General features: G+C 69.6%; 30 protein-coding genes. 14 read left to right on the plus strand and 16 right to left on the minus strand.

The annotated features are described in order from the left end of the window. Nucleotides 1-94: 94 nt before the first annotated feature. Together trmD and MFF24_RS20555 are read right to left on the minus strand one after the other, a co-directional pair. Nucleotides 95-817, minus strand: a complete 723-nt coding sequence (gene trmD, locus MFF24_RS20550) for a tRNA (guanosine(37)-N1)-methyltransferase TrmD (RefSeq protein WP_133090540.1) — start codon at nucleotides 815-817, stop codon at nucleotides 95-97. A 55-nt stretch (nucleotides 818-872) separates the two neighbouring features. After that, entirely contained in the window at nucleotides 873-1,157 is a 285-nt protein-coding gene (locus MFF24_RS20555) for a hypothetical protein (protein WP_238226923.1), read from the minus strand. A gap of 125 nt (nucleotides 1,158-1,282) precedes the next feature. Here MFF24_RS20555 and MFF24_RS20560 point away from each other — a divergent pair, with 125 nt between their 5' ends. After that, the gene (locus MFF24_RS20560) at nucleotides 1,283-2,014 is read left to right on the plus strand and encodes a class I SAM-dependent methyltransferase (protein WP_238226925.1); all 732 of its coding nucleotides are present in this window, start codon (nucleotides 1,283-1,285) and stop codon (nucleotides 2,012-2,014) included. 125 nt (nucleotides 2,015-2,139) lie between these two features. Then, nucleotides 2,140-2,934, plus strand: a complete 795-nt coding sequence (locus MFF24_RS20565) for a bestrophin-like domain (protein ID WP_238226927.1) — start codon at nucleotides 2,140-2,142, stop codon at nucleotides 2,932-2,934. A 59-nt stretch (nucleotides 2,935-2,993) separates the two neighbouring features. Here the strand turns inward: MFF24_RS20565 and rimM are convergent, their stop codons facing one another. From rimM to MFF24_RS20590, 5 genes are all read right to left on the minus strand, one after another. Continuing rightward, nucleotides 2,994-3,668: a ribosome maturation factor RimM gene (gene rimM, locus MFF24_RS20570; protein WP_238226928.1), complete on the minus strand. Its 675-nt coding sequence runs from the start codon at nucleotides 3,666-3,668 to the stop codon at nucleotides 2,994-2,996. Nucleotides 3,669-3,814: 146 nt separating this feature from the next. Next, the gene (gene rpsP / locus MFF24_RS20575) at nucleotides 3,815-4,177 is read right to left on the minus strand and encodes a 30S ribosomal protein S16 (protein WP_012452566.1); all 363 of its coding nucleotides are present in this window, start codon (nucleotides 4,175-4,177) and stop codon (nucleotides 3,815-3,817) included. Next, a complete protein-coding gene (locus MFF24_RS20580; RefSeq protein ID WP_108938696.1) occupies nucleotides 4,177-4,524 on the minus strand; it encodes a chorismate mutase in 348 nt (115 codons plus the stop codon). The genes rpsP and MFF24_RS20580 overlap by 1 nt, the downstream gene beginning before the upstream one ends. Then, nucleotides 4,521-6,083, minus strand: a complete 1,563-nt coding sequence (ffh, locus tag MFF24_RS20585; protein ID WP_238226930.1) for a signal recognition particle protein — start codon at nucleotides 6,081-6,083, stop codon at nucleotides 4,521-4,523. The genes MFF24_RS20580 and ffh overlap by 4 nt, the downstream gene beginning before the upstream one ends. Nucleotides 6,084-6,098: 15 nt before the next feature. Then, entirely contained in the window at nucleotides 6,099-6,320 is a 222-nt protein-coding gene (locus MFF24_RS20590) for a glutathione S-transferase (RefSeq protein WP_238226932.1), read from the minus strand. Nucleotides 6,321-6,662: 342 nt separating this feature from the next. On the opposite strand from MFF24_RS20590, the gene MFF24_RS20595 reads away from it, so the two are divergent. From MFF24_RS20595 to MFF24_RS20610, 4 genes are all read left to right on the plus strand, one after another. Further along, entirely contained in the window at nucleotides 6,663-7,127 is a 465-nt protein-coding gene (locus MFF24_RS20595; RefSeq protein ID WP_238226934.1) for a hypothetical protein, read from the plus strand. Between the two features lie 448 nt (nucleotides 7,128-7,575). Then, the gene (locus MFF24_RS20600; RefSeq protein ID WP_238226936.1) at nucleotides 7,576-8,658 is read left to right on the plus strand and encodes a Rieske 2Fe-2S domain-containing protein; all 1,083 of its coding nucleotides are present in this window, start codon (nucleotides 7,576-7,578) and stop codon (nucleotides 8,656-8,658) included. Between the two features lie 82 nt (nucleotides 8,659-8,740). Continuing rightward, complete coding sequence (locus tag MFF24_RS20605; RefSeq protein WP_238226938.1) at nucleotides 8,741-8,950, plus strand: hypothetical protein; 210 nt, start codon at nucleotides 8,741-8,743, stop codon at nucleotides 8,948-8,950. A gap of 49 nt (nucleotides 8,951-8,999) precedes the next feature. Then, the gene (locus MFF24_RS20610; RefSeq protein WP_238226940.1) at nucleotides 9,000-10,061 is read left to right on the plus strand and encodes an MBL fold metallo-hydrolase; all 1,062 of its coding nucleotides are present in this window, start codon (nucleotides 9,000-9,002) and stop codon (nucleotides 10,059-10,061) included. 34 nt (nucleotides 10,062-10,095) lie between these two features. Here MFF24_RS20610 and MFF24_RS20615 read toward each other — a convergent pair whose 3' ends face one another. From MFF24_RS20615 to hslV, 4 genes are all read right to left on the minus strand, one after another. After that, the gene (locus tag MFF24_RS20615) at nucleotides 10,096-10,986 is read right to left on the minus strand and encodes an EamA family transporter (protein ID WP_238226949.1); all 891 of its coding nucleotides are present in this window, start codon (nucleotides 10,984-10,986) and stop codon (nucleotides 10,096-10,098) included. 36 nt (nucleotides 10,987-11,022) lie between these two features. Then, nucleotides 11,023-11,724, minus strand: a complete 702-nt coding sequence (locus MFF24_RS20620; protein ID WP_238226951.1) for a hypothetical protein — start codon at nucleotides 11,722-11,724, stop codon at nucleotides 11,023-11,025. 6 nt (nucleotides 11,725-11,730) lie between these two features. After that, nucleotides 11,731-13,044 (minus strand): ATP-dependent protease ATPase subunit HslU, encoded by a 1,314-nt coding sequence (hslU, locus tag MFF24_RS20625; protein WP_238226954.1) that lies wholly within the window; start codon nucleotides 13,042-13,044, stop codon nucleotides 11,731-11,733. Between the two features lie 111 nt (nucleotides 13,045-13,155). After that, entirely contained in the window at nucleotides 13,156-13,716 is a 561-nt protein-coding gene (gene hslV, locus MFF24_RS20630; protein WP_197711601.1) for an ATP-dependent protease subunit HslV, read from the minus strand. A 181-nt stretch (nucleotides 13,717-13,897) separates the two neighbouring features. Here hslV and motA point away from each other — a divergent pair, with 181 nt between their 5' ends. From motA to MFF24_RS20645, 3 genes are read left to right on the plus strand one after another with little or no spacing between them, the layout of a single operon-like run. Continuing rightward, nucleotides 13,898-14,773: a flagellar motor stator protein MotA gene (gene motA, locus MFF24_RS20635; protein WP_108938689.1), complete on the plus strand. Its 876-nt coding sequence runs from the start codon at nucleotides 13,898-13,900 to the stop codon at nucleotides 14,771-14,773. 13 nt (nucleotides 14,774-14,786) lie between these two features. Further along, nucleotides 14,787-15,773 carry a flagellar motor switch protein FliM gene (locus MFF24_RS20640; protein ID WP_238226964.1) on the plus strand — a complete coding sequence of 329 codons (987 nt, stop codon included), beginning with the start codon at nucleotides 14,787-14,789 and terminating at the stop codon, nucleotides 15,771-15,773. Further along, a complete protein-coding gene (locus tag MFF24_RS20645) occupies nucleotides 15,757-16,053 on the plus strand; it encodes a hypothetical protein (RefSeq protein WP_238226966.1) in 297 nt (98 codons plus the stop codon). Before MFF24_RS20640 ends, MFF24_RS20645 begins: the two co-directional genes overlap by 17 nt. Nucleotides 16,054-16,066: 13 nt before the next feature. On the opposite strand, the gene MFF24_RS20650 is transcribed toward MFF24_RS20645, so the two are convergent. Next, nucleotides 16,067-16,339 (minus strand): PepSY domain-containing protein, encoded by a 273-nt coding sequence (locus MFF24_RS20650; protein WP_238226983.1) that lies wholly within the window; start codon nucleotides 16,337-16,339, stop codon nucleotides 16,067-16,069. Nucleotides 16,340-16,539: 200 nt separating this feature from the next. Here MFF24_RS20650 and fliN point away from each other — a divergent pair, with 200 nt between their 5' ends. From fliN to MFF24_RS20675, 5 genes are all read left to right on the plus strand, one after another. Continuing rightward, nucleotides 16,540-16,866 carry a flagellar motor switch protein FliN gene (gene fliN / locus MFF24_RS20655; RefSeq protein ID WP_108938685.1) on the plus strand — a complete coding sequence of 109 codons (327 nt, stop codon included), beginning with the start codon at nucleotides 16,540-16,542 and terminating at the stop codon, nucleotides 16,864-16,866. Between the two features lie 22 nt (nucleotides 16,867-16,888). Further along, complete coding sequence (locus MFF24_RS20660) at nucleotides 16,889-17,965, plus strand: flagellar motor switch protein FliG (protein WP_133090525.1); 1,077 nt, start codon at nucleotides 16,889-16,891, stop codon at nucleotides 17,963-17,965. Between the two features lie 40 nt (nucleotides 17,966-18,005). Then, a complete protein-coding gene (flhB, locus tag MFF24_RS20665; RefSeq protein WP_133090524.1) occupies nucleotides 18,006-19,070 on the plus strand; it encodes a flagellar biosynthesis protein FlhB in 1,065 nt (354 codons plus the stop codon). Then, entirely contained in the window at nucleotides 19,067-19,513 is a 447-nt protein-coding gene (locus MFF24_RS20670) for a BspJ family T4SS effector nucleomodulin (protein WP_238226985.1), read from the plus strand. The genes flhB and MFF24_RS20670 overlap by 4 nt, the downstream gene beginning before the upstream one ends. 275 nt (nucleotides 19,514-19,788) lie before the next feature. Beyond that, nucleotides 19,789-20,490: a response regulator transcription factor gene (locus tag MFF24_RS20675; protein WP_238226987.1), complete on the plus strand. Its 702-nt coding sequence runs from the start codon at nucleotides 19,789-19,791 to the stop codon at nucleotides 20,488-20,490. 6 nt (nucleotides 20,491-20,496) lie between these two features. Here MFF24_RS20675 and MFF24_RS20680 read toward each other — a convergent pair whose 3' ends face one another. The 4 genes from MFF24_RS20680 to MFF24_RS20695 form a co-directional block, all read right to left on the minus strand. Further along, nucleotides 20,497-21,036 carry a transglycosylase SLT domain-containing protein gene (locus MFF24_RS20680; RefSeq protein WP_238227133.1) on the minus strand — a complete coding sequence of 180 codons (540 nt, stop codon included), beginning with the start codon at nucleotides 21,034-21,036 and terminating at the stop codon, nucleotides 20,497-20,499. A gap of 82 nt (nucleotides 21,037-21,118) precedes the next feature. Continuing rightward, a complete protein-coding gene (gene fliK / locus MFF24_RS20685; RefSeq protein WP_238226989.1) occupies nucleotides 21,119-22,963 on the minus strand; it encodes a flagellar hook-length control protein FliK in 1,845 nt (614 codons plus the stop codon). Between the two features lie 39 nt (nucleotides 22,964-23,002). Further along, nucleotides 23,003-24,355, minus strand: coding sequence for a chemotaxis protein (locus tag MFF24_RS20690; protein WP_238226991.1), 1,353 nt, complete (start codon nucleotides 24,353-24,355; stop codon nucleotides 23,003-23,005). After that, a complete protein-coding gene (locus MFF24_RS20695) occupies nucleotides 24,352-25,770 on the minus strand; it encodes a MotB family protein (RefSeq protein WP_238226992.1) in 1,419 nt (472 codons plus the stop codon). The genes MFF24_RS20690 and MFF24_RS20695 overlap by 4 nt, the downstream gene beginning before the upstream one ends.

Raw genomic sequence — 25,770 nt, forward strand, 5'->3', positions numbered from 1 at the left:
GCAAGCGGCTTTTTCAAGGATTCGGGTCCGCGTGTGCTGCAAGCAACGGACCCATCGTTCAGTTCTCGAAAGAATAGGGGGCAAGAAAATTCATCTAAGGTTCGTCCCTCTGCAGCAGGTCGGGCCTGCGCGCTTGCGTCAGTGCGCGGCTTCGCTCGGACCGCCAGCGGGCGATCGCTGCATGGTTGCCGCCCATCAGCACGTCGGGGATCGTCCGCCCCTCCCATTCCCGCGGGCGGGTGTAGTGGGGGTATTCGAGCAGGCCGCCTTCAAAACTCTCTTCGACGCCCGAGGCGTGTTTTCCCATCACGCCCGGCAGCAGGCGCACGCAGGCATCGATCAGCACCAGCGCCGCGATCTCGCCGCCCGAGAGCACGTAATCGCCGATCGAGACCTCTTCGAGCTGGCGCGCCTCGATCACCCGCTCGTCCACGCCCTCGAACCGGCCGCAGACGAGGATCGCGCCCGGTCCCTCGGCCAGCGCCCGCACCCGCGCCTGCGTCAGCGGTTTTCCGCGCGGCGACATGAGGAGGCGGGGGCGCGCATCATCCGGGCCCGCCGCGGCGTCGATCGCCGCTCCGAGTACGTCGCAGCGCAAGACCATTCCGGCGCCGCCGCCGGCCGGCGTGTCGTCCACGCTGCGGTGGCGACCGAGCCCGTGCTCGCGGATCTGACGCGGCTCGAGGCTCCAGGTGCCGCGCGTCAGCGCATCGCCCGACAGGGAATGGCCGAGGGGACCGGGGAACATCTCCGGGTAGAGAGTCAGGACGGTGGCCCGCCAGGGGGCCGACATCCCGGGATCGACGGGCGCGCTCATGCCGCTTGATGGCGGTGCGCGCCGGGCCGGTCAATGAGGCCGCTGCGCGGGCCCGTCAGCGCCGGGCCAGGGGCGGACGCCGCTTCGGTTCGGCACGATGATCGCCCTTGAGGAGGCGCCGGGGCTGAGAGCGCAGGCGTTGATCCCTTTGTGCCACTCCACGGTCGGCCGAGGGATCGGCGAAAGGTTCGGCCATCGGCTGCGCCGGCGGGCGCGTCGCGGTGCCGAACGGGTCGGGCTTTCCCAGCGGAATGCCGACCGTGGCGCCGGGGAAACCCTGCGCCAGCGCCGGAACGGCGGGGAGCGCGAGGAAAGCGACCAGGAGAATCGGACGGCGCATGGCATCTCGCTTTCGGATGTCGCTTCGATCCTTTCCCCTGCCAACGGAGGAGACGGCCGATCGTTCGATGCGCGGCCGAGGCGCGCGGGCGGGCACGTTCGTCCGCGCCGGGACTTATCCGGGGCATGACCCGCTTTGTCGCCATCCTCCTCCTCCTGACGCTGCCGGCCTCCGCCGCCGAACAGCTCGCGCCGCCCGGTGCGCCGGCCGAGCGCTTCCCGAAGCCCGACCGGCCGGTCGCCGAGATCGTCGCGCCACAATGGGCTTATGAGAAGGAGAGGGACCGGGCCGACGAGGTCGGGCAGGTGGCGCGCCTGATGCGGATCGCCCCCGGCGAGACGGTGGCCGATATCGGCGCCGGAAACGGCTACTACGTGTTCCGCCTGAGCCCGCGCGTCGGGCCGCAGGGTCGCATCCTCGCGCAGGACATCACGCCGGATTACCTCGCCGATCTGGAACGGAGGGTATCCGAGGCCGGGCTTGCCAACGTCACCGTCGTGCGCGGCGAGGCGCACGACCCGCGCCTACCGCCCGGCTCGGTCGATGCGGCGGTGCTGGTCCACATGTATCACGAGATCACCCAGCCCTTCGGCCTGCTGTGGAATCTGGCCGCCGCGATGAGGCCGGGCGGCCGGGTCGGGATCGTCGATGCCGACGCGATCCCCTCCCGCCACGGCACGCCGCCGAAGCTCCTGCGCTGCGAATTGGCGGCGGTCGGCTATCGCGAGGTCTCGATGACCCGGCTGAAGGGCGATGTGGGCTATCTCGCGGTGTTCGAGGCGCCCGCACCCGACCGCCGCCCCGAGCCCGAGACGATCCGACCGTGCCGGGACGAGGCCACGCGCGCGCGGCGCTGACATGGCTTCGCCTCGCGATGACGGCGCGGGGCGAAGGGATCACCGGACGCCGCACGCCAGGCCTTTACCGAATCGGAGGGGTTGATCGGCCAGGCTGGCGGCCCCGTCCTTGCGATCGATCCGGTATGATGCTCGGCCTCTGGCTCGACCAACCCGTCTGGCTGATGTTCACGCTCCTGGCGGGCGTCTTCCTCGCGATCTGCGCGGGGTTGAGCCTGCTCACCAACCTGCCCTGGACCAAGGAGGGCGTGCGCCGGCTCGCGGCCGGAATCGTGCCGCCCTATATCGCTGTGGTCGCGGTACTGCTCGCCCTGCTGACCGGCTTCGTCGCCAACGACGCCTGGGAGCGCCAACGGCAGGCCAGCCGTGTGGTGCAGGCCGAGCGCTCGCACGCGCTTGCCGTCTACGATCTCAGCATCGCCTCGGCGCCGGACATGAGCGGCCTGCGCACCGCGCTGTTCGCCTATCTTGAGGCGGTAGTGATGGAAGAATGGCCGTCCATGGCCGCGACCGGCGCCTCGGCGCCGAATGCGGGTCAGGCGCTCGGCCGCCTTCTCCAGGTGGCGGCCGACCCGCGCAATGCCAAGGAGGCGGGGGAGGCGACGCATGCGGCCCTCCTCGACGCGGTGATGCAGCTCCGCTCGGCCCGCAGCGAGCGCCTCGCGCTCAGTTCCGCCCGCAGCGACGAGAGCAAGTGGCTGACGCTCCTCGTGCTCGCCGCCCTGACGCTGACGGCAATCGCCCTCGTTCATTGCGAGCGCCCATTGGCGCAAGGTGCGACGCTGTTTCTGTTCTCCGCCGCGATGGTGACGACGCTGGGCGTGGTCGCTCTGCATGAGCGCCCGTTCGACGGCCCGTTGGCGCTATCGCCTGAGCCGATCCGCCTCGCCCGCGCCGCGATGGAGGCGGGCACGCGCTAGAGCCTCATCCCGAATGGTGGCTGCCGGCTTTCGAAATAAGACGATGCTGTCGCCGCCGATCAGCCCGGATCGTCGGCGGGCTTCGGCCCCGGCGGGGCGAACAGATCCTCGGGTGGATCGGCAACGACCTTTCCGCCCGCGAGATCGAGGCTCGGCACGAAGGCCTTGGTGAAGGGCAGAAGCGCGGTCGGGCCGCCGGCCGCCGGGCGGATTTCGAGCAGATCGCCGCCGCCGTAATTCGGCACGGCCACGATGGTGCCGATCACGGTCCCGGTTCCGTCCTCGACGGTGAGGCCGATCAGGTCGGTGAGGAAGAACTCGTCCTCGTCCTCGACGTCTCCCAAGCGCTCGCGGGCGATGGCGAGGGTGACGCGGTTGAGGGCTTCGGCGCCGCTGCGGTCGTCCACGCCCTTCACCCGCACGATCAGCAGATCGGAGGAGCCGCCGGGGGCGGGGCGGACGTCATCGAGTTCGAGGGTGCGGCCGTCGGAGGCACGCAAGGGGCCGTAGCCCGCGATCGCTAGGGGCTCGCCGGTATAGGATTTCAGCCGCACCTCGCCGTGCAGGCCGTGCGGCCGGCCGAACTCGCCGAGCAGCACGAGGCCCGGATCGGGCGAGGCGGGGGGGGCAGGCTTGGCGCCCTGCGGTTTGCGGGCCGAGGTGACAGCCTCCGGTGCGAGGCGGTCGGCGGGCCGCGCAGGTCCGCGCGATGAGGATCCGGGGCGGCGGGCCATGCAGGGTGCCTCGATGACGGCGCGTTTGTCCCTTCCCCGGAGAGGAAAGGCGTGGGGGCGGGGGCGGTGCTGGCAGAGGCGCAGCGGTGCCTCGCGCGACCCCCACCCCGGGCCCTCCCCCGAAAAGGGGGAGGGGAGTGGTCGGCTTACGCCGCGGCGTCTTCGGCCGGGGCAGCAGCCTTCTCGGCGCGCTTGGCGGCGCGCTCCTTGGACTTCTCGCCGGGCTCAGCCTTCTGCGGGTTGTTGCGGGCCGGGCGCTTGGCGAGGCCGGCGGCGTCGAGGAAGCGCAGAACGCGATCGGTCGGCTGGGCGCCCTTGGCGAGCCAGGACTGGATCTTCTCGTTGTCGAGCACGATGCGGGCCGGATCGTCCTTGGCCTTCATCGGGTCGTAGGCGCCGACCTTGTCGATGAAGCGGCCGTCGCGGGGGGCGCGGGCGTCGGCGACGACGATGCGGTAGTACGGGCGCTTCTTCGCGCCGCCGCGGGTGAGACGGATCTTGAGGGACATCAGTCGTTCCTTTCGGTGTCGGGTTTCTGTGTGGTGTTGTGATCGACGCTTTCGGCGATCGTCCGGTGGTGCCGAATGACTTCCTTGACCACGAAGGCGAGGAACTTCTCGGCGAAATCGGGGTCGAGCTTGGCTTCGACCGCGAGATTCCTCAGGCGCTTGACCTGACGCGCCTCCCGATCCGGATCGGAGGGAGGCAGGCCCTTGCGGGCCTTCAACTCGCCGACCCGCTGCGTGCAGCGGAAGCGCTCGGCGAGGAGATGGATGAGCGCGGCATCGAAGTTGTCGATGCTCTCGCGCAGTCTGGCCAGCTCGGGATCGACCCCTTGGGCGGACAGAAGCGTCATTTCTTCTTACCCGGCAGGAAGCCGCCCAGGCCCGGCAGCTTCGGGCCGCCGAGCCCTGGCAGGTTCGGCATCTTGCCGCCGCCGAGCCCCCCCGGCATCGGCGGCAGCTTGCCGCCGAACTGCCGCTCGATCTCCGCGATCTGCTCCGGCGTCGGCTCGGGCATCCCCGGAGGCATCTTCATGCCCCCCGGCAGCCCGCCCGGCATGCCGCCGCCGAGCCCGAACATGTTGCCCAACGCCTGGCCGATGCCGCCGCGCTTGCCCGATCCCATCGACTTCATCATGTCGGCCATGGTCCGGTGCATCTTGAGGAGCTTGTTGATCTCCTCGACCTTCACGCCGGCACCCGCCGCGATGCGCTTCTTGCGGCTGTTCTTGAGAATGTCGGGGTTCTTGCGTTCGCCCGGCGTCATCGAGGAGATGATTGCGCGCTGGCGCTTGAACATCTTCTCGTCGAGGTTGGCGCCTTCGACCTGCTTCTTGATCTGCCCCATGCCGGGCAGCATCCCCATCAGGCCGCCGATGCCGCCCATCTTCTCCATCTGGGCAAGCTGCATCGACAGGTCTTCGAGGTCGAACTTGCCCTTCCGCATCTTCTCGGCGGTACGCAGGGCCTGCTCGTGGTCGATGGTCTCGGCCGCCTTCTCGACGAGCGAGACGATGTCGCCCATTCCGAGGATGCGGTTGGCCACCCGCTGCGGGTGGAATTCCTCCAGCGCATCGACCTTCTCGCCGACGCCGACGAGCTTGATCGGCTTACCCGTCACGGCGCGCATGGAAAGCGCCGCGCCGCCGCGGGAATCGCCGTCCATGCGGGTCAGGACGATGCCGGTGACGCCGAGACGCTGGTCGAAGGCGCGGGCGGTGTTGACCGCGTCCTGACCGGTGAGCGCGTCGGCCACCAGCAGGACTTCGTGGGGTTTCGTCGCCGCCTTGACCTCGGCGGCCTCGTTCATCAGGCCCTCGTCGACCGTGGTGCGGCCGGCGGTGTCGAGCATTACCACGTCGAAGCCGCCGAGGCGGGCGGCCTCCATGGCGCGCCGCGCGATCTGCACCGCCGATTGGCCGGCGACGATCGGCAGGCTCTCGACCTCGACCTGCTTGGCGAGAACCGCGAGCTGCTCCATCGCCGCCGGGCGGCGGGTGTCGAGGGAGGCGAGCAGGACGCGCCGCTTCTCGCGGCTCGACAGGCGGCGGGCGATCTTGGCGGTGGTGGTCGTCTTGCCCGAGCCCTGCAGACCCACCATCAGGATGGCGACGGGGGCAGGCGCGTTGAGATCGACGACGCTGGCATCGGTGCCGAGCATCGCGATGAGCTCGTCGTTGACGATCTTCACGACCATCTGGCCGGGCGTCACCGACTTGAGCACGACGGCGCCCACCGCCTTCTCGCGCACCTTGTCGGTGAACGAGCGCACCACTTCCAGCGCCACGTCGGCTTCGAGGAGCGCGCGGCGCACCTCGCGCATGGCGGCGGTGACGTCGGCCTCCGTCAGCGCGCCGCGGCGCGTCAGACCGGAGAGAATACCGGAAAGGCGGTCGGAAAGGCCTTCGAACATGCGGTTCAGAGGTCCTTACTGGTGAAGGCCGGCATTGGCCACGCGGCGTGCGCGCAACGCGTCCTCGAAGGCCGCCACCGCGCGAGCGAACTTGTCCCGGCACTCCGCGTCGCAGAAGCCGACGGTCGCGCCGTTATAGAGGGTCAGCGCCTCCGGCACGATCGGCTTGCCCGACCATGGGCATAAGTCGTTGACCGCATCCTCGATGCGAAGGGGCGTGTCGTTCGCGGGCGCCATGGCAGGGCTCGTTTGACGCTTCGACGCAGTCCCGGCAACGACAAGGGCGCCCGAGGGCGCGCACGCGCTGTCGGGCGTTGACCTCCGGCCTCTCGGGCCGGTCGGCGGCTCATCGTGACGTTCGAACGTCGAAATGGAGCCGGGCGGATAGGCCCTGGGCTGCCTCAAGTCAATCCCGCGACCGCTCTCGCCGGTCGATGCTGAAGCAGAACCTGCCTTCGGATCGATGCACGATTGTGCCCGAAACGCACGTAAGCGGACGGTTAAGTTTTACCCTTCGTTAAGCATGTTGGGCTCTGATGCTCGGCAACGCACCGCTGGAGGTGCCCGAGGACTACCCCGATGTCGGAACCCGCGCGACAGGCCCCATCCCCCGAGACCGCTCTCCGGTCTTCGGCCAGCACCGCGCCGCTGCGCGACTGGCTCGCCATCATGCGTGCGACGGTGTCCGAGACGAAGCCTGTTGAGACGCAAGAAGTCGAACCCGCTCCGGTCGAGACGGACATCGAAGCGCGTAGCGCCGCCTGGTCGCCCCGACTCGTTTCCGCCGCCGCGAAGTCGGCCGAGGCCGCCGACGAGGACGTGGCCGAGATCATGGCCGAGAACATGATGCTGAAGGCGCGGCTCCGGATCGAGGCCGAGCGCCGCGACGAGCTTCAGATCATCCTGGCTCAGGAAATCCGTGAGCTGCGCGCCCACATCGCCGAGGAAGTCGGCAAGATGGAGGATCTCCGGAGCGAGCGCGACCTCTGGCGCGCCCGCTGCGAGGCCCTGGCCGCGCCGCTGTTCCAAGTGCAGCCGCGCTGAGCCGCTTTCAGAGTGCCTCATAAAACTCCCGGTCACCCACCGTTCTCGCTCTGGCGAGGACAGTGCGGCGGGAGTTTTGTGAGAGACACTCAGACGCCGAACATGCGAAGGGCCGCCCCATGGGGCGGCCCTTCCATTGTCGAACCGGTCAGTCCGACGAAACCTGTCGTGATCCTGCGAATGCGTTAGACGCACGCGCCGGAGGTAACGGTCCAGGCCTTGGTCGTCGGCGACGGCTGATGACAATGAGACACTGGATCACCTCCTTTCGTTCGTTGCGGGTGAGCCCAAGGTAGGTGCGATTTCCGCGGGGCGAAAGACCCTCGCCGGCCGATCCGGTGCGTTGTCTCGCCGCAATGCACAATGCGGCCACAGGCGTGCCGCTGGCCGCCGGGCGGCTGGCAGCCTAAAGAGGGCACCCGTCCGTTTCGCTCAGCCCGTACAAACGATGTCCTCCGCCGCACCGCGCGTCTCCGCCGACGATGCCCTCGACCCGCGCGCCATGCGCGAGCCGCTGCCGAACGCGTGGTACTGCGCTGGCCAAGCCGCGGCGGTCGCGGGGGGCAAGATGCGGTCGGTCGCGCTCAACGGCGAGCAGGTCGTGCTCGGCCGTGGCAAGGACGGGGCCCTGTTCGCGCTGCGCGACCGCTGTCCCCATCGCGGCATGGCGCTCTCCAAGGGCAAGTTCGACGGCGACACGCTGATGTGCCCGTTCCACGGCTGGCGCTTCGGCACCGACGGGCGCTGCCGCGACGTGCCGACGCTGTCCGAGCACGACGCCTCGGATTTCTCGCGCATCGCCGTCCAGCGCTTCCCCATCGTCGAGAGCGCGGGCTTCCTCTGGGTCAACCCACATCTCGGGCCCGCCGACTTAGGTGCCGTGCCGGCCGTGCCCGCCCTCGATTTCGAGCCGGCCGGCTGCCTCGTGCTCGAACTCGAAGTTGAGGCCTCGTTCGATCTCACGACGCTGAGTCTCGTCGATCCCGGCCACGTCGCCTTCGTTCACGACACATGGTGGTTCCGCCCCTCCAAGGAATTGCGGGAGAAGGTGAAGACCTTCCAGCCGGTGCCGCACGGCTTCGTCATGACGAGCCACGCGACGACCACGAGTTCCCCGATCTATCGCCTGCTCGGCGGTGCGCCGGAGGTCGAGATCGAGTTCCGCCTGCCCGGCGTACGGCTGGAGCGGATCAAGGCGGGCACGAAGCGGGTGGCGAACTACACCTTCGCCACGCCGATGGGGCCCAACCGCACCATGCTGACGAACGCGCTCTACTGGAGCCTGCCGGCGCTGAACCTGCTGAAGCCGATCGCGCGGCCGCTGATGCGCCAGTTCCTGACCCAGGATCAGCAGGTGCTCCAGCACGCGCAGGCCGGCCTCGACCGGAAACCCACCATGGTGCTGCTGGGCCAGGGCGATCTGCCCTCGCAATGGTATTTCCGCCTCAAGCGCGAGGCCCTGGAGGCGGCGCGCGACGGCCGCCCTTTCACCAATCCGCTCGCGCCCCAGGAATTGCGCTGGCGCTCGTGAGGTTGTGAAGCCGCAACCTGAAACTTTTAGCTCCCCGCATCGTCGAGGTGCGTATCGCTTGAGTTGCGCGAGGGAGTATCGGGTGCCGAGGCCGCACTACGTCATCCGCCGGAGCCGGTCCGGCCGGTTCAACTTCACCCTGTTATCCGAACACGGCCGCATCAACGGCACCGTGATCGTTGCCGGGCAAGACCTGCCCCGTGACGAGATCGAGCGGCAGGCTCGGGAGAAGATCCGCAACCTCGCCGACGCCCTCGTCTCGGTCGTGGGGCCGGGCGCGAGCCCGTCCTGAGGCCCTGCGCCGCGCTTGAACCGCGGGCCGGGCAGGCCATCTTGGCCGTATGAAGAAGCGTGGCCTGCTCACGGTCGCCAGCGCGGCCACGGTGATGACCCTCGGCGGCGTCGGCTATGCCGCGCATCGCCGGGGCAAGAACCCCTATTACCGTGGGCCCAAGAGCGACCATTTCGACGGCCTGCGCTTCCACACCGCAAATCAGCCGCCCGACAAGTCGCTCGCCGACCTCGCCCGCTGGCGCCGGACCGGCAAGCCCGAAGCGTGGCCGGCGAACTTCCCGAGCCTGTTTCCGGCGGACAAGCCACCCGAACGGGTCGAGGGCTTTCGCGTCGTGCTGATCGGCCATGCGAGCTACCTGTTCCAGGTGGCCGGCCGCAACATCCTGGTCGATCCGGTCTTTGCCCGGCGTGCGAGTCCGTTCCGCTTCGCCGGGCCGAAGCGGGTCAACCCGCCGGGCATCGCCTATGCCGACCTTCCGCCGATCGATGCGGTCCTGATCACCCACAACCACTACGACCATCTCGACGGCCCGACGCTCGCCCGGCTCTGGCAGGACCACCAGCCGCTGATCGTCGCGCCGCTGGGCAACGACGTGATCCTGCGCGGCTACGACGAGACCATGCATGTCGAGACCCGCGACTGGGGCGAGTCGGTCGATCTCGGTGCCGGCATCACCGCGCATCTCACGCCCGCCAACCACTGGTCGGCCCGCGGCCTCAACGACCGGCGCATGGCGCTGTGGTGCGCCTTCCTGCTGACCACACCGCGCGGGGTTCACTACCATGTTGGCGACACGGGCCTCGGGGACGGCGCGATCTTCCGCGAGATCCGCGTCCGGTTCGGCCCACCGCGGCTCGCCACCCTGCCGATCGGTGCCTACGAGCCGCGGTGGTTCATGCAGCCGCAGCACATGAACCCGGCCGACGCGGTGGAGGCCCTGACCCTTCTCGGCGCCGATCAGGCGCTCGGCCACCATTGGGGCACGTTCAAGCTCACCGACGAGGGCATCGAACGGCCCGTCGAGGCGCTGGCCGAGGCGCTGACGGCGACCGCCTTGCCGCCGGAGCGGTTCCTGGCGCTGCGGCCGGGGCAGGTCTGGGAGGGGTAGGGGCGGCCGATCGTTCGACCGGGACCGCGCCCGTTCACCCAACGTCGTTCGATTCCCGTCTGCCGCTGCCGGACTTCCGGTTTGCCAACGTGATCCCCGCCGAAGCCGCCACGATGCAGGCGATGGCCCCGCCCTGCACGGGACTCAGCCGCTCGCCGAGCAGGGCGAGGGCGGCCACCGACGCGACGGCCGGTTCCAGGCTCATCAGCACACCGAAGGCCGGGCGGGGCAGGCGCGTGAGGGCGAACATTTCGAGTGAGTAGGGAAGGGCGCTCGACAGGACGGCGATGACGAGCCCCGTTGTCAGCGTAGCCGGGGTGAACAGGTCGGTGCCGGCTTCCACGAGGCCCACCGGTGCGACGACGAGGGCAGCAATCAGCATGCCGAGCGACACCGCCCGCCCGCCGCCGGCTCGTCCGGCGCGCTGACCGAACACGATGTAGGCTGCCCAGCACAGGCCCGCGCCCAGAGCCAGCGCCGCACCGGTCGGGTCAAGGGTGCTCGTCTCACCCAGCGGCAGCAGCAGGCCAAGCCCCAGCACCGCGAGACCGATCCAGGCGAAGTCCCGCGCCCGGCGCGAACCCGCCAGAGCCACGGCCAGAGGCCCGGTGAACTCGATGGCCACCGCAATGCCGAGGGGGATCGTGCGGAGCGAGAGGTAGAACAGCAGGTTCATGAGACCGAGCGCCGCGCCGTAGAGCGCGATGGCGCCGATCTCGCCCCGCTCCCCGCTGCGACGCCACGGCCGCCAGACCGCGAGCAGGATCAGCGCTGAGAAACCGACGCGGAGCGTCGTGACGCCCGCCGCGCCGACGACCGGAAACAGCCCTTTGGCGAGAGCCGCGCCACTCTGGATCGAGACCATTCCCGCCAGCAGGGCGAGGATCGGCAGGGCGAAGTCGGGCGCGGCGTTGCGACCCGTCATGGGCGGGGCGGCATCGAACCGCATCGATCCGTGGCCTCAGTGCGCATCCGGGGCACCCGGACGGGACGCTGCATCGCGTGCCTCATCGGAACGCACGTAGGTGACGCCGAGTGAACCATCCGTTGTCTTGCGTATCGGCAGGCAATTCAGTCCCGGCGCGGCCGAGATGATCCACGCCCGCAACCGGTCCCGCGGAATCCATCCCGTTCGGCCGTCGGGCCGCAGCATCCGCGCATGACCGTTCACCACCCGGACTGGGTCGGCCACAATGACGGGTTCCTGTGCCAGGCCGAGGCGTCGACTCCCCGCTCTCGGCTGCGATCGGATGGGCACGGGATCGTCGCCCCCGGCTAACGCCATGCAACGGTAGCCCGGCAATGCCGCCGCCACCCTGTCGTGCCGTGGGCCACCGTGATTGACCGGCGCCAAGCGGGCGCATCGTCGAATGGCGGGCACGACGCGAGCCTCGTCCCGTGCGATCGGGCTGCCCTCCGCCCGGCCCGCGACGGTCAGGAGAACGGAGCAAGCCGTTTCGAGCCAAGCCACCGCGTTCGACTCGGCCGACACGATGAGCGGGCTCTGCTTCAGCAGCGTCGCCTCGCTCTCCGCATCGGTCGCGCCCGCTCGGACCGCGCCGAGCAGCCCAGCGGTCAGGATGCCCAGGGCCAGACCGCCACGGGCCAGGAGGCGATGGCTTGCTCCGCCTCTTTTTCCCCTTCTGGCCCTTGGGCTGCTCATCCCGGATCAGAGGATGAAGCGGCTGAGATCCGTATTGGCTGCGAGATCCGCCACCCGCTCGCGAACGTAAGCAGCATCGATCGGCACGGTCTCGCCGGAGCGGTCGGTGGCGGTGAACGAGATCTCGTCGATCACCCGCTCCAGCACGGTCTGGAGGCGGCGGGCGCCGATATTCTCCACCGAGCCGTTCACCTCCACGGCGACGCGGGCAAGCGCGTCGATGGCGTCCTCGCTGAAATCGAGGGTGACGCCCTCGGTCTCCATCAGCGCCACCGTCTGCTTGATCAGGCTTGCTTCGGTGCTGGTCAGAATCTGCTTGAAGTCCTCGACGGTCAGCGGCTGCAGCTCGACGCGGATCGGCAGGCGGCCCTGCAATTCGGGCAGCAGATCGGACGGTTTCGAGACGTGGAAGGCACCGGATGCGATGAACAGGATGTGGTCGGTCTTCACCGGTCCGTGCTTGGTCGCCACCGTGGTGCCCTCGATCAAGGGCAGCAGATCGCGCTGCACGCCCTCGCGGGAGACATCGGCGCCGGAGCGGCCCTCGCGGGCGCAGATCTTGTCGATTTCGTCGAGGAAGACGATGCCGTTATCCTCGACCTCGCGGATTGCATCGCGGGTGAGGGCGTCGTCGTCCACGAGCTTGTCGCTCTCCTCGGCGATCAGCGGCGCGTAGGCGTCGGCGACCGTCATGCGGCGCGGCTTGCCGCGTTGGCCGCCGAGCGCCTTGCCGAGCATGTCCGAGATGTTGATCGCGCCCATGGACGCGCCGGGCATTCCGGGGATCTCGAACATCGGCATGCCCTGTGAGCCGCTGGGTGCGAGTTCGATCTCCACTTCCTTGTCGTCGAGTTCGCTGTTGCGGAGCTTCTTGCGGAAGCTCTCGCGGGTGGCCTGGCTCGCGGTCGGGCCCACCAGCGCGTCGAGGATGCGGGACTCGGCGGCGGCTTCCGCTTTCGCCTTGACCGCCTTGCGCTTCTCCTCCCGCGTCAGGCCGATGCCGACCTCCACGAGATCGCGCACGATCTGCTCGACGTCGCGGCCGACATAGCCGACTTCCGTGAACTTGGTCGCCTCGATCTTGAGGAAGGGCGCGCCGGCCAGCCGCGCGAGGCGGCGGGCGATCTCGGTCTTGCCGCAGCCGGTCGGGCCGATCATCAGGATGTTCTTGGGCGCCACCTCATCTCGCAGCGGACCTTTCAGCTGCTGGCGGCGCCAGCGGTTGCGCAGCGCAATGGCGACGGCGCGCTTGGCGTCCTTCTGGCCGACGATGAAGCGATCGAGCTCGGAGACGATCTCGCGGGGAGAGAAGGTGGTCATCGGGCTCCTGCGGCCATTTTTTGGGACGTGTGGGGCGGCGCGTCGGGCGCGGGGCCTTCCCCGAGAGACGATCTAAGCGGGCGAAGCCCGGCTTTCCAGGGAGCGCGGCCGTCAGCCCGCGTCGAGGGCTTCGATCACGAGATTGCCGTTGGTGTAGACGCAGATCTCGGCGGCGATCTTCATCGCCTTGCGCACGATCGCCTCGGCGTCGAGATCGCCGTCCTCCAGCGCTCGGGCGGCCGAGAGGGCGAAGTTGCCGCCCGACCCGATCGCCATGACGCCGGTCTCCGGCTCCAGCACGTCGCCGGATCCGGAGAGCAGAAGGCTCACATCACGATCGGCCACCAGCATCATCGCCTCCAGGCGGCGGAGGTAGCGGTCCGTGCGCCAGTCCTTGGTGAGCTCGACGCAGGCGCGGGTGAGCTGGCCGGGATACTGCTCCAGTTTGGCCTCCAGCCGCTCGAACAGGGTGAAGGCGTCGGCCGTCGCACCCGCGAAGCCGCCGATCACGCTGCCCTTGGCCAGCCGCCGGACCTTGCGGGCATTGCCCTTCACGATGGTCTGCCCGAGGCTGACCTGTCCGTCGCCGCCGATCACCACCCGGCCCCCTTTGCGGACCATCAGGATCGTCGTGGCGTGCATCTGCGGCAGGCGGTCGTCGGTCTGGGCCAAGGAGGCGCTCCGGTTCGTTCGAACGTGGTGTGCCTTCAGTTATGCGCTCGCGCCCCCGGCTCCAAGCCGGGCTGCCGCATCGTTGCAAAAAGCTCCGCGCAAGCCACTCCTCCTATTGGCTCGAACAAAGGGGTGCCGCGCGTCGGCGCCTGTCCCCGCAAAGGTGTCTCCGGAGCCTCCCATGGGAATCCTCGTCGGCCTCGTCATCGCGATCGGCTGCATGCTCGGCGGCTTCGTCGCCATGGGCGGGCATCTGATCGTGATCTGGCAGCCCTGGGAGTTCGTCATCATCTTCGGCATGGCAGCCGGCACCTTCGTCATCGCCAATCCGATGAAGACGGTGATGGATTCCGGCAAGGCGACGATGGAGGCCTTCACCAACAAGGGGCCGAAGCGCCAGGATTTCCTCTCGCTGCTGGGCCTCCTGCACGCCTTGATGCGTGAGTTGAAGACCAAGCCGCGCAACGAGGTCGAGACGCATTTCGACGATCCGGCCAATTCCGAGATCTTCAAGAACTATCCCGAGGTGACCAAGGACCAGGATCTGGTCCTGTTCATCTGCGATTATTGCCGCCTGATCCTCATCGGCAACGCCCGCTCGCACGAGATCGAGGCGCTGATGGAGGAGGAGATCGGCACCCACAAGAAGTACAAGCTCAAGCCCTATGCCGCGATCAACACCGTGGCGGAGGCGCTGCCGGCGCTCGGCATCGTCGCGGCGGTGCTCGGCATCGTGAAGGCGATGGGCGCGCTCGACCAGTCGCCGCAGATCCTCGGCGGCCTGATCGGCGCCGCGCTGGTCGGCACCTTCATCGGCGTGTTCGCGTCCTACGGGATGCTCGCCCCGCTCGCCGTGAAGATCAAGGGCGTGCGCGAGAAGCAGTGCAGCGTCTACACCATCGTGAAGCAGAGCCTCATCGCCTACATGAACGGCGCGCTGCCCCAGGTCGCGATCGAGCACGGCCGCAAGGGCATCGCCGGCTCCGACCGCCCGACCATCGACGAGGTCGAGAGCGCCACCGTGCCGGGTGCCCGCGCCGAGCCGGCCGCGGCATAAGGGTTTTTTCGAGATGGACGAGACCCAGACCTCCGAGCCGGCGCCTGAGACCAAGCCCGAGCTCCCGCCCTTCGTGACGGTGGCCAAACCCGCCTCCGACATCCGCACCCGCATCCAGGAGGCCGGCGGCCTGTCGCTCGACCGGCTGCCGATGCTCAGCGTGGTGTTCGACCGCCTCGCCACCGCCTGCAGCGACGCGACCAAGCATCTCGCCGCCTCCTCGACCTTCTACTCCCTGAGCGGGGTCGAGAGCGGGCGCTTCGGCGAGTTCCTCGATACCTACGACGCCCACGCCGTGGTCGGCATCTTCCACGCGCCGGGCTGGGACGGGCACGTCCTAGTCGGTCTCGACCGCGACTTCATCTACACCATGACCGAGGTGCTGTTCGGCTCCGACGGGTCCGAGCCGCCGGTGGAGGACGAGCGCACCTTCTCCGCGATCGAGCTGCGCATTGCGCAGATGGTGTTCGAGCAGGTTGGCAAGGCGCTGGAATCCTCGTTCGGTCTCGTCTCGCAGACGAGCTTCCGCCTGGAGCGCACCGAGACCCGGATGGAGTTCGCGGTGATCGGCCGGCGCTCGAACAAGGCGGTGCAAGCCAAGTTCCTGCTCCAGGCGCTCAACCGCGGCGGCGAGATGTTTCTCATCATCCCGCAGACGGTGCTGAACCCGCTGCGCCCTGCGCTCGGCAAGGTGCTCACCGGCGAGTCGTCGGCGCGTGATCCGCGCTGGGCCGAGCAAATCGCGGCGGAGGTGCAGAAGACCACCGTGCGCCTGCGCGCCGTTCTCGAGGAGCGTCACCTGACGCTGGGCGAGATCGCCGGGCTCAAGGTCGGGCAGGTGCTCACGCTGGATGCGACCCCCGCGACACGGGTCAAGCTCGAAGGCAACGACCGGCCGCTGTTCTGGTGCCGGGCGGGGCAGTCGCAGGGCGCCTACGTCCTGCGGGTTGAGGACGCGATCAGTCCGGAGAAGGAGGGCGCCCATGGGCTCCTTGGTTGACGGCATACTCCTCATCGCACTCGTGGCCACGAGCGCCTGCGTGGTGCCGATGTACCTCAAGCTGAAGCGCCTCGATCGAACCCAGGCCGAGTATGGCGCGGCGGTGGCCGCCTCCGGCGTTGCCCTGACCCAGGCCGGCGAGGCGGTGCGCGCCTTCAAGGAGGAAGGCCGAGAGGTGCTGGACGCCTTGAGCCTCAAGATCGACGAGGCGCGGGCTGCGCTCGCCGAACTGGAAGCGTCCCGCGCGGCGCTCGTTGCGGCGCGCTCCGAGAAGGCGTGAGGCGGCCTGCGCCTCAATCGTCGCTCGCCTTGCCGGCCTTTTCGACGATGGCGCCGGTCTGCGGATCGAGCCGAACCTTAACGGCCCGGCCGTCGCGGCTGGCCTTGGCCTTCCACACGCCGTCATCGGCCTCGATGCTGCGCACCGAGCCGTAGCCGGCCTCGGTCAGCTTGGTCAGGACCTGATCGATCGGCATCCGATCCTTTCCGGGCGTGTCGGCCAGGGCCGGCGCGGCGGCGAGGCCGGCGATCAGTGTGGCAGCGAGGGCGGTCTTGCGGGTGTTCACGGGGGTCTGCTCCGGTCTCGGTGTTGTGATACCTCCTGATGCCACCGCGTTGCCCCGCGATCCTGACGGGCGCCGTCAGCGGAGTGTCAGCCGGCGCCGCAGGACGGAAGGGATCTGCGCGCATCGCCGGCGACAGCCTCGCGTCAGCCAAGCCGGCTAGACCGTCCCCACGCACGAAGCGGACCCGACGAGCCCGAGCGATGAGCAGCACCCCCTTTCCCGACACCGATCTGGCCGGCACCGAGCCCCGTGTCGGCGATGGGCGCAATCTCGATTCGATCCTGCGCATCCCGGTGCTGATGCAGGTCGTGCTTGGCTCCGCGACCATGCCGGTGGCCGACCTGATGAAGCTCGGGCGCGGCGCCGTCGTTCCCCTCGACCACCGGGTCGGCGAGCCGGTGGACGTGATGGTCAACGGCCGCGTCATCGCGCGGGGCGAGATCGTGATCGTCGAGGAGGACAATTCCCGCTTCGGCGTGTCGCTGACCGAGGTGGTCGGCCCGGCCGCCGCCGATCAGAACAGCTGAGCCTCGGCGAGAGCGGGCCGCCATGTCGTCGAGTCCCCTGGCATCGAGCCCCCTTCCTCCGGACGCCCTGCCCGTGGCTCCAGTCGCCACCCGCGGGGTGGGCCGGCGGCTCGACCCCGTCGATCAGGTGGCGGCGCTGCTGCTCGCCATGGGCAAGCCCGCCGCCGGGCGGCTCATCAAGTATTTCGAGCCGGACGAGCTCAAGCGCATCACCCGCTCGGCGTCGAATCTCGGCGCGGTCAGCCCCGAGCAGCTCGACACGGTGGTCGAGCACTTTTCCGCAGAATTCTCCGCCGGCAACAGCCTGATCGGCACCGCCAACGAGGTCGAGAAGCTGCTCAGCGGCCTGCTGCCGGCCGACCAGATCGCCGACATCCTCGCGGACGTGCGCGGCAACGCCACCCGCTCGGTCTGGGAGCGGCTCGGCACCGTGCAGGAGAGCGTGCTGGCGAGCTACCTCGTCAAGGAGCATCCCCAGACCGCGGCGCTGATCCTGTCCAAGGTCAAGCCCGCCACCGCCGCCAAGGTGATGGGCCACCTGCCCGCGCCGTTGCGCAACACGGTGATGCGGCGGATGCTGAGCTTCAAGCCGATCGGCGACGATGTGCTGAACGCGATCGAGAAGACGCTGCACGAGGACTTCATGATCAACGGCGCGCGCAATTCCGGCGCCGACACGCACGCCAAGATGGCCGACATCATCAACAAGATGGAGCGCCAGCAGATGGACGACGTGCTCACCAGCCTCGGCGAGTCGCGTCCGAAATCGGTCGAGATCCTGAAAGGCCTGCTCTTCACCTTCGACGATATCGTCAAGCTGGCGCCCCGCGCCCGCACCACTCTCTTCGATGCCGTGCCCAACGACCGGCTGGTTCTGGCGCTCAAGGGCACCGACGCGGAGTTCCGCACCACGGTGCTCAGCGCCCTCTCGGCGCGCGTGCGCCGCATGGTCGAGCACGAGTTGAACGGCGGCGAGCCGGCGGCGCAGCGCGACGTCATGGAGGCGCGCCGCTCCATCACGGACATGGCCATGGACATGGCCGGGCGCGGGGAGATCGAGATCAATCCGGGAGGCGAGGATGACGCGCTCATCCGTTGACGCCTGTCGCACCTGCCGCGCCCGCGGGCAGGGCTGATCCGTGGCAGGGGACGAGGACAAGGAGAGCAAGACCGAAGCCGCCACCGAGCGGCGGGTCCGCGAAGCGATCGAGAAGGGCGACATCCCGTTCTCGCGCGAGGCGCCGGTTTTCGCCTCGACGCTGGGCCTACTGATCGCGCTCGCGCTATTCGCGCGGGGGCAGGCGGCGCAGCTCGCGGGCGACTTCGCGCCGATCCTCGACGATCCGCGCGGCTTCTCCCTGGAGACCGGGGGCGACGCGATGCTGCTCTTGAGCCGCGTGGCATTGGCGGCGGGCCGCTTCCTCCTGCCGATCCTGCTGATCCTGGCGGTGTGCAGCCTCGCGGCCTCGCTGCTGCAAAACCTGCCGCGCCTCGTCGTCGATCGGATCACGCCGAAATGGTCGCGGGTCTCGCCGATGGCGGGGTTCTCGCGGATCTTCGGAACTTCGGGTCAAGTCGAGTTCCTGAAATCCGTCGTTAAATTCCTTGCGGTCAGTGTCGTCGCCCTTCTGCTCCTTCGCTCGGAGCGGACAAGAGCCGTGAACGCCATGTTCGTCGATCCGAGCCAATTGCCCGAACTGATCCTGACGGTCTCGATCCGGCTCGTCTCGGCAGTGGCCATCGCCACCATCGTGATTGTGGCAGGCGACCTCGTCTGGGCCCGCCTGCGCTGGCAGCGCTCGCTCAGGATGTCGCGCCAGGACATCAAGGACGAGCACAAGCAGACCGAGGGCGACCCTTCCGTCAAGGCGCGGCTGCGCTCGCTCGCACAGGACCGTGCCCGCAACCGGATGCTCGCCAACGTCGATCGTGCGACCGTGATCATCGCCAACCCGACCCACTTCGCCGTGGCGCTGCGCTACGAGCCTTCCGAGAACCCGGCCCCCCTCGTCATCGCCAAGGGGCAGGATCTCATCGCCCTGCGGATCCGCGCGATCGCCGAGGAAAAAGGCATCGCCGTGATCGAGGACAAGCCTCTCGCAAGGTCGCTGTACGATGCTGTGCAGGTCGATCAGACGATTCCGGCAGAATTTTACCGCGCCGTGGCACAGATCCTTTTCTTCCTTTTCGCGAGAGCCCGATGACCCCTCAGGTCCAACGTTTCGCGCCAGGGCCATCGGCCGTCCCGCACGCCTATGCGGCTGCCGAGCAGATCTTCGCCGAGGCACTGCGCGACTTCATCGGTGAGCTGTGCCTGCTCGACGGCGGCGTGCTCATCGGCTGGATCCGCGGCGAGCGGCACGGCAACATCGCCGACATCGTCTCCTCTTCCGCCGAGCTGTTCTTCAAGGAATCGGTGCTGACCTACGCCGATGCCGCGGACGTGTGCCTCGATTGGGGCCGCTCGATGCAGGTGGTCCTCGATCTCGAATTCGCCGCCGAGCCGATGACCGTGTTCTTCAAGCTGGTTCTCGACGAGGTGTTCGCAGGCGTCGCGATCCAGCGCATCGTCGCCGAGGATACGGGAGCCTTGTCCCTCGAAGACTTCGCCCACGCGGTGAGACAAGCCCGGGTGGGACACGCCTGAGGGCCGCGAATCGCGCGCTTCCCCGCGGCGGCCGAGCCGCCGACGAGACGTCCACGACGGGTCAGGACGGGCGCTCAGCAGACAACTCTTGTCCATGTATGGAATTGTACATTCCGCCGGATTGACCCCCTCGCCCCCGCGCTACATGACAGTATCGGTACTGCGTCTCGAAGCCTCGCGGGGGACACGGCATGGCCTCCAAGAGGTGCCCAAAACCTGCCCAGATCGCAGAGCAAGGCCGGGACGATCCGGTGGGGTCAGGGGGATGGTCGGCGATGTATTTTCTGGTCGATCCGCGCGACACCGTGAACGCGGGTTACAAGGCCAGCTTCGAGCGCGAGGGGGTCTCCTCTTTCGCGCTCATGCCCGAGGAGTTCCTGGGCTGGCTCCAGGCGGCCTCCCGCAGCGACCTCGAAGCGATCCAGGGCTTCCTTCTCGGTGATTTCGAGGAGCGGGCAAAATGCGCGAGCGTGATTCGCAAGCAGTCCCAAGCTCCGATCATCGCACTGGCCGACTTGCGCTCCCTGGAGCAGACCGTCGAGCTCCTGGAAGCCGGCATCGACGACGTGCTGCCCAAGCCCGTCCATGTCCGCGAGATCCTGGCCCGGTCGGAGGCGATCTGGCGCCGGGTCAACGGCGCCGTTGCGCAGGGCGATGCGGAGGGTGAGAGCGCGAGCGAGGCCAAGGTGTCCGACCGGCTCAAGGTCTTCCACGACGGGCGCGACCCCGAAATCGACGGCGTGCCGCTCTCCCTACCGCGGCGGGAGCGCCATATCCTGGAATACCTCGTGCGCAACCGTGGGCGCCGGCTCACCAAAACCCAGGTCTTCAACGTGGTGTACGGCGTCTACAGCAACGGCGTCGAGGAGAGCGTGATCGAGGGCCATGTGAGCAAGCTGCGTAGGAAGCTCACCGAGCGGCTCGGCCGCGATCCGATCGAGGCCAAGCGCTACATGGGCTACACCTATATCGGCTGAGCTTGCCTACTGGCAGAATGCCTTGGCGCCCGGCGTCCAGTTGCCGAAGCCGGAGGCGACCATGTTGGTGATGACCCGGCAGACATAGGCCTTCTGCGCCGGGTTGTTGTTCGGCCCGGCATGATAGCGGGCGACCGCCAGCGTCCAGCTTCCCTCACGCTCCTTCAGTTCCTTCAGGAAGCGCGTCGCGTACTCGACGTTCTGGGCGGGGTCGATCATCGCCTCCAGCGAGGCGAACTTCGCCCGATGATAGTGATGGTTGATCTGCATGCAGCCGAGATCGACCAGGCGCACGCCCTCCTGCTGCGCCTGGGTCAGGCGCTGCACCACGTCCGCCGCGGTGGCGCCGAAATACGCCTTGCCCCCGATGTTCATGGCGTAGGGTTGGAGCGAGCCGCGATTGCCGCTCTCCGTCAGCCCGACCGCGTACAGCATGCCGAGTGGAACGCCGTGTTTCGCGGCCGCCTGCGCCATCTGGCGTTCGCAGACACGGGAGGCGCCGGCCATCGGGGGACGTTTGGAGCGGCCCCTCGCGTCGCCGCTCATCGCGCCCGTCTGCGCGGAGGCGGCCTCCGCAGCGCCCTCGGCGGCGGTGGCATGCGCGGCCGCCGCATTCGGACCGGCAGCGCTAGAGATACAGGCTGCCGTGATCGCGCCCGCGAGAATCCGTCTCATGGTTCTGCTCCTCGGTGGGCATGGCGGCCTCGTCCGCGCGCGGGGACGGGCGCCGGCCCGATTGATCGGGCGTCGCCGCGCCCGGCTGTCTGTCAGGCTGCCCGCCCTGCGATCCGGCGAACGTGGCGAAGCCCTGGCCGCGCGATCCGGATTCACCGGGCCCGGCGTCGCCTGCCTGGATCGTCACGGTATCGGCCTCGTAGCCGGCCTCCCGCAGCAGACCGGAGAGCAGGTCACCCTCCTTGCGCAGGCGCTCGGCGGTCTCCTCGCGGCTCGTGCGCAGGCTCATCTCCAGCCGCCCGTCCTGCAGGCGCATCCGCACCAGCACCGTGCCCAGATCGGCCGGATGGAGTTGGAGCGTCAGGATCTTCAGCGGACCGGTCTCGGTCGGGGCCGTCGACGGGCGGCTTTGGGCAGCGGAGGCCGCCGCGGGCAATTGGGCGGTGACCGCATCGACGATCTGGCGCAGCGGCGAGGCCGGCACCGGAGCCGGCGCGCCCGCTTGCAGGACCGGCTCGGCCGGCATCTCCGGATGCGGCGCCTCGATCGAAGAAGCGCCACCCGCGGCGTCCGTGCCGGCCTCCGCCTCCGTCTTTGCGCGCGTCACCGACGCGGCGGCACGTTCCGCGGGCGTTTCAGGACGAGCGAGGCCGTCCGGCTGCTGCCGCACCGGCTCCGGATCGCGGTGGACTTGTAGCGTCGGATCGGCCTGGGCCACGGCGGCCGATTCGGGGAGGTCGCCACGGCTGAGGCCCTCGGCGGGCGCCGCCGACGCCGCGGCACCGGCTGGTTCTGGCCGGTCGCCGCGGGACACGGTGCGTCCGCGGCCCGCAGGGTTCCCGAGGGCATCGGGTGCGGCGGCGGGCGGACGCGCCGTGCCGGCGGATCGGTGCGCAGACGCCGCCGACACCGCAGCCGCGCCCGCGGCCCGGTCCTGGCCCCCATCGAGTGACGTCGGCTGCTGTGTCGCTGCAGCGGCGGCCGTCGCCGGTACTTCGGGCGGTGCTGTGATGGCGGGCGCTGACCGCGTCGCGGCCGGGATGACGGTCGAGGCGGACGGCTGCTCGACGGCCGCTTGCCTGGACGGTGCGGGGCTGCCCTGAGCAGGGACCGCGTCATCGCTTCCGGCGGCGAGATCATGGACAGCGCCGCGCGGCGCCGCGAGCGATGATCGATCCGGTCCGGCGACCGGCGGCGCGGACACCGTCGCCGCCGGGGCCGAAGCGATCGAAGGGGACGAAAGCCGGGGCGCGTCGTCCCGCACGATCGAGGGCGAAACGTCGGCGTCGACACCGCCGGTCTCCGGGAGGACCGGCGACGCGATGGTTCCGTTCGCAACCGGCCCGGACCCCGTGGCCGGCGCGACCAGACCGGGCCGAACGGGCGCGAAATGCGTCTCTAATCCGACCTGGGAGATCGACAGGGCCGGCGCCGTGGGGAGTGGGCTCGGCCCGGAGCCGGCCCGCGCCGCGGCACGCTGCACCATCACTTCAAGGCCGGCCTCCGGGTTGGCGGCCGGAACCGGCCCGGCGACGGGACCGGTGAGCGCCATCAAGGCTTGCAGGGCCGAACCGGGCGCGGTCGCAACGGGCGGGTCGGCGGGCAGCGCGGGCGGGCCGTCCGTCCGGTCCTCGGTGGCTTCCGCGGGAGCCTCTCCGGACGGCGCGGTCCCGCTCTCGAACGCCCCGAGCATCGCCTCGAAATCGGGGGTGCCGCCCGCGCGCGGATCCTCGCCCGTAGGCGCGCGGCCGGCCTCGGCCTTCGGCCGCATCGGGGAAAGGGTGTCGAGGGACCGCATCACGGGTCGATCGTCCGGTGGTTGGAGGGCGGGAGGGTCTCAGGGCGTGCCGGTGGCACCGTCCATGGCGCGCTCGGCCCGGGCCAGGGCCTCCTGCGCCCGCAGGAGCGAGGCGGATTCGGGCATCGGCCGGCTCGCCGAAGGCGTCGGGGCCGGTGCGGCCTCGGCGGACGGGGCGGGCGTACGGATCTGCCGGGCGGCCGAGAGAGCGGAATCGAGCAGTTCGGCGTCGGAGGCCGCGAGATCGGCGCGATCGAGGCTGCGCAGGGCCTCGTAGCCCTCCTCGAAGCGCCCGTCCGCCACGATCAGCGCCGCGCCGCGGTAGAGCCGTGCCTGCGCCGCCGGCCGCGAATCCGGCGCGGCGAGACCCATCGCCCGCTCGGAGGCGAACAGGGCGGTCTCTCGGCGGCCCTGCTCCAGCCCAGCCCGCGCCACGAGCAGGTAGAGGTCGCGCCGGCTCTCCGGCTCGATCTCGTCGAGCATCCGCTCCAGGCTGGCGATGCGGGTGCGGTCGCTGTCGAAGTCGAGCCGGGTGAGCGCTCCGGCGAAGCGCTGGCGGAAGTTGCCGGCATAGACCGAGCGGCGGAACCGGCGCAGGTACTGGATCGCCAGCGCCTCGAAGCGCCGCGCATCGCCGCCCTGCGCGACCACGAAGATCTGGCGGCGCAGGGCGCCCTCTTCCACCAGCGTGCCGGGGGCCAGCAGCCGCGCGAGGTCGAGAAGTTCGAGCGACTTGGCCGGCGCCTCACGCACCATCAGCGCCGATTGCGTCAGCGCGAGCTGGCCCGCGAGGCCGGCCGGCATCGTGCGCGGATCGATGCCCGCGAGCTTGGCCCGCGCTTCCTTTTCCCGGCCTTCCAGATAGGCGAGCGCCCCGAGCGCCAGGGACTGCTCCGCCTCCGGCGCCTTGCCGGTTCTGAGCAGCGCCCGCAGGGCGGTCGGCCCGCCGCCCGCCAGCGCGAAGGTGACGGCCGCGCGCACGTTCTCCGCGTCCGTCCACGTCTCGGGATCGAGGGCGATCAGCCGCTGCTCGATATGGCCGAGGAGCTGGCGCTGGGCGAGATGCGCCTGGGTCGAGCCGCGGGCGATGCGGTCCTGCAGGAGTTGGAGCGTGCGCGTCAGCTCGACCGGCAGGCCGTGCGCCTTCACCGAGAGCGGTTCGATCGGTTTCGCCGGGGCACCATGCCCGCCGTGATCGCCGGCGGCATGGTTTTCCGCCGGCGCGTGGCCGTCGCCGTGATCGGCGGCGTTGGCCGGGGCGATGGCGAGGCAGAGGATGAGTGCGGAAGCCGCGAGGACGCGGGGCCGGGGTGCCTTCTCCGGCCCCGCCGCAGGCGCGAGAAGGGCGGCGCGGCTGAACCGGGCCGGAGACTCCCAGGAAAACGAGATCATTCCGGCAGGCCCCGCAGCAGGATCTCGATGCGGCGGTTCTCGGCGGCTTTGGAGTCGGCGGCGATGCGCGGCTGGCGGTCGGCATGGCCCTCGATGCGCTCGATGCGCGCCTCGTCGAGGCCGCCGCGCACGAGCATGTAGGAGGCCATCTGCGCCCGCGCCGAGGACAAGCGCCAGTTGTCGTAGGTCTCGGAGCGGAACGGGCGGCCGTCGGTATGGCCGCGCACGACGATGCGGCCGGGACGGCTGTTGAGGATCTTGGCGATGCGCTCCAGCGCCTTGACCACCTTCGGCGTCGGCTCGGCCGAGCCGATCCCGAACATGCTGAAATTGATCTCGTCGGTGATGCTGATGAGCACGCCCTCGCCGGTGCGACGGACTTCCACATGCGGGGCGGGTGCGCTGTTGGGCAGAGACGGCACGGCCCGCGCGATCTCGGCCTTCAGAGCGGAGAGGGCGGCGGTCTCCGCCGCCTTCGCGGCCTGATCGGCGCCCGGCGGCGGCTCTTTTACAGCGGGGGCCTCGGCCTTGGCGACACGCTGCGGCTCTGGCTGGGTCGGCTTTGCGTCCGGCGCCTTGACCTCAGGCACCTTGGCCTCGGGCGCGGGCGCCTCCGGCCCTGCCTCCGCTGCAGGCTTGGCGGGCTCGATCGGTTTGGCGGCGTCCAGCGGCACCGGCTCGGCGGAGGCGAGCTTGACGCCGGCTTTCCGCATGGCCTCCTGCAAGCTCTGCCGGGCGATGTCCTTGGTGCTGTCCTTCGGCGGCTCCTTCGCCTTGACCGGCGCAAAGCTCTGCGCTCGCGCATCGAGGCGTGCCTCGACCGGCGCAGCGGCGGCAGAATCGAGGGCGCCGGGGTTGTCCGTGCGTTGGCGCGGCAGGTTTGCCACCTGCCAGTAGAGCGGGTCGAACGGGTCGCGTCCGGTCTCGCCGCCGGCCACGCCCGGCTGTCCGGCTTCGAGGGCCGAGGCATCCGCGCTCGCGGCTTCCGGCCCGGCGTCGGCCTCGCCGGCGAGCTTGGCGAGGACGGCGTAGGGGTCTTGGAACAGGGCGGATTCGCGGGCGCGGCTGCCCGGCGCACCGGCCGCGTCGCCCTTCCCCTCGACACCCTTCCCATCGGCGCTGCCCCCGTCGCCCTTGCCTTTGCCGGACGGGGCGGGATCGTTGGGAGCGTCCTGCGGGTCGTTCACGCCCTTGCGGTCGTGGGTGACCTCGGCGAGCTTCACCGGGTTGAAGTACTCGGCGATGGTCTGCTTCTGCTCTTTGCTGGTGGAGTTGATCAGCCACATCACCAGGAACAGCGCCATCATCGCCGTCATGAAGTCGGCGAGCGCGATCTTCCAGGCACCGCCGTGATGGCCTTCCTCGTGGTCGCCGTGGCGCTTGATGATGATGATTTCTTGGGCGTGCTCGGACAT

Source organism: Methylorubrum aminovorans (assembly GCF_022179725.1).
Taxonomy (GTDB): domain Bacteria; phylum Pseudomonadota; class Alphaproteobacteria; order Rhizobiales; family Beijerinckiaceae; genus Methylobacterium; species Methylobacterium aminovorans.

Coding starts and splice junctions, on each gene's coding strand:
- trmD (WP_133090540.1), bottom strand. CDS start 817: ATGAGCGCGCCCGTCGATCCCGGGATGTCGGCCCCCTGGCGGGCCACC.
- MFF24_RS20555 (WP_238226923.1), bottom strand. CDS start 1,157: ATGCGCCGTCCGATTCTCCTGGTCGCTTTCCTCGCGCTCCCCGCCGTT.
- MFF24_RS20560 (WP_238226925.1), top strand. CDS start 1,283: ATGACCCGCTTTGTCGCCATCCTCCTCCTCCTGACGCTGCCGGCCTCC.
- MFF24_RS20565 (WP_238226927.1), top strand. CDS start 2,140: ATGATGCTCGGCCTCTGGCTCGACCAACCCGTCTGGCTGATGTTCACG.
- rimM (WP_238226928.1), bottom strand. CDS start 3,668: ATGGCCCGCCGCCCCGGATCCTCATCGCGCGGACCTGCGCGGCCCGCC.
- rpsP (WP_012452566.1), bottom strand. CDS start 4,177: ATGTCCCTCAAGATCCGTCTCACCCGCGGCGGCGCGAAGAAGCGCCCG.
- MFF24_RS20580 (WP_108938696.1), bottom strand. CDS start 4,524: ATGACGCTTCTGTCCGCCCAAGGGGTCGATCCCGAGCTGGCCAGACTG.
- ffh (WP_238226930.1), bottom strand. CDS start 6,083: ATGTTCGAAGGCCTTTCCGACCGCCTTTCCGGTATTCTCTCCGGTCTG.
- MFF24_RS20590 (WP_238226932.1), bottom strand. CDS start 6,320: ATGGCGCCCGCGAACGACACGCCCCTTCGCATCGAGGATGCGGTCAAC.
- MFF24_RS20595 (WP_238226934.1), top strand. CDS start 6,663: ATGTCGGAACCCGCGCGACAGGCCCCATCCCCCGAGACCGCTCTCCGG.
- MFF24_RS20600 (WP_238226936.1), top strand. CDS start 7,576: ATGTCCTCCGCCGCACCGCGCGTCTCCGCCGACGATGCCCTCGACCCG.
- MFF24_RS20610 (WP_238226940.1), top strand. CDS start 9,000: ATGAAGAAGCGTGGCCTGCTCACGGTCGCCAGCGCGGCCACGGTGATG.
- MFF24_RS20615 (WP_238226949.1), bottom strand. CDS start 10,986: ATGACGGGTCGCAACGCCGCGCCCGACTTCGCCCTGCCGATCCTCGCC.
- MFF24_RS20620 (WP_238226951.1), bottom strand. CDS start 11,724: ATGAGCAGCCCAAGGGCCAGAAGGGGAAAAAGAGGCGGAGCAAGCCAT.
- hslU (WP_238226954.1), bottom strand. CDS start 13,044: ATGACCACCTTCTCTCCCCGCGAGATCGTCTCCGAGCTCGATCGCTTC.
- motA (WP_108938689.1), top strand. CDS start 13,898: ATGGGAATCCTCGTCGGCCTCGTCATCGCGATCGGCTGCATGCTCGGC.
- MFF24_RS20640 (WP_238226964.1), top strand. CDS start 14,787: ATGGACGAGACCCAGACCTCCGAGCCGGCGCCTGAGACCAAGCCCGAG.
- MFF24_RS20645 (WP_238226966.1), top strand. CDS start 15,757: ATGGGCTCCTTGGTTGACGGCATACTCCTCATCGCACTCGTGGCCACG.
- fliN (WP_108938685.1), top strand. CDS start 16,540: ATGAGCAGCACCCCCTTTCCCGACACCGATCTGGCCGGCACCGAGCCC.
- MFF24_RS20660 (WP_133090525.1), top strand. CDS start 16,889: ATGTCGTCGAGTCCCCTGGCATCGAGCCCCCTTCCTCCGGACGCCCTG.
- MFF24_RS20670 (WP_238226985.1), top strand. CDS start 19,067: ATGACCCCTCAGGTCCAACGTTTCGCGCCAGGGCCATCGGCCGTCCCG.
- MFF24_RS20675 (WP_238226987.1), top strand. CDS start 19,789: ATGTATTTTCTGGTCGATCCGCGCGACACCGTGAACGCGGGTTACAAG.
- MFF24_RS20680 (WP_238227133.1), bottom strand. CDS start 21,036: ATGAGCGGCGACGCGAGGGGCCGCTCCAAACGTCCCCCGATGGCCGGC.
- fliK (WP_238226989.1), bottom strand. CDS start 22,963: ATGCGGTCCCTCGACACCCTTTCCCCGATGCGGCCGAAGGCCGAGGCC.
- MFF24_RS20690 (WP_238226991.1), bottom strand. CDS start 24,355: ATGATCTCGTTTTCCTGGGAGTCTCCGGCCCGGTTCAGCCGCGCCGCC.
- MFF24_RS20695 (WP_238226992.1), bottom strand. CDS start 25,770: ATGTCCGAGCACGCCCAAGAAATCATCATCATCAAGCGCCACGGCGAC.